The following is a 1,144-nucleotide window of genomic DNA, read 5'->3' on the forward strand; positions in this document are numbered from 1 at the left end:
GTTCACCACGAGCTCGGATGCGCCCTCGCGCAGCGCGAGCACGTCGCGCAGCCAGCTCTCGGTGACACTGAGCACCTCGCCCACGCCCTCCCGCTCGCGGGCGGTGAGCTCACGCTTGTGACGCTCCTCGATGCGCTTCGCCGATCCGCCGACGAACTCGCGGTGCTCCTCGATCTCCGAGGCATGCGCCTCCTTCAGATCCTCGAGGGGCGCCTTGACGGCGGCGAGCATCGCGCGCGCCGCGGCGAGCACGTCGGCGCCGTCCATGTCGCGCAGGTCCTTGAGCGTCCGCACGACCAGGTCGCGCGCCTCCCGCCTCGCCGGTGAGCGGACGAAGTCGGCGGCCCGCGACACCACGCCGCCCGCCGCGGCGAGCGCCGCGAGCGCGTCGTCCTCGGTGGCTCCGGAGCGCTGCTGCAGGAGAGCGGCGGCGACCGACGGCGCGATGCGCCCGAACCTCACGACCTGGCAGCGCGAGACCAGCGTGGGCATGACCGCGTCGTATGCGTGCGCGAGCAACACGATCGTGGTACCCGGCGGCGGCTCCTCGAGCGTCTTGAGGAAGGCGTTGGCTGCGGCGTCGTTGAACGCGTCCGCGGCGTCGATGATGTAGACCTTGCGCGCCCCCTCGACGGGCCGGAGCGACACGTCGTGGGCGATCTCGCGCACCTGCGAGACCAGGTAGCCCGCGGCGCCCTCGGGCCGGTACGCGTGCACGTCGGGGTGGAAGCCGCGCTTGACGCGGTAGCACGCCGCACAGGTGCCGCAACCGCCGTCGTCGCAGAGCAGCGCGCACGCGAGCGCCTTCGCCGCCGTCTTCTTGCCCGCGCCGGGCGGGCCGACGAACAGGTAGGCGTGCGAGGTGGTGCCTGCGCGCACCGCCTCCGCGAGGCGGTCGGTCACCTGACGGCGGCCGACGAGGTCGTCCCAGACGGTGCCGCGGGCCACCGGTCAGCCCGCCGCCCCGTCGGCTGCGTCGAGGGCGGCCGCCACGCGCGCGGCGACCTCGTCGACGGTCCCGGAGGCGTCGACCACACGCACGCGCCCCGGCTCCATGGCCGCGATGGTGAGGAAACCGGCGCGCACGCGGCGGTGGAACTCGAGGTCCTCGCGCTCGAGGCGGTCCGCGCCGCCGCCGGTGGCC

General features: G+C 74.7%; 1 protein-coding gene. It reads right to left on the bottom strand.

Going from position 1 to position 1,144, the window contains the following annotated elements:
* On the bottom strand, positions 1-948 hold a 948-nt coding region (gene holB / locus FDZ70_11125; GenBank protein ID TLM65446.1), incomplete at its 3' end, for a DNA polymerase III subunit delta'.
* Positions 949-1,144 lie beyond the last annotated feature (196 nt).

The organism is Actinomycetota bacterium, from assembly GCA_005774595.1.
Classification (GTDB): Bacteria; Actinomycetota; Coriobacteriia; order Anaerosomatales; family D1FN1-002; genus D1FN1-002.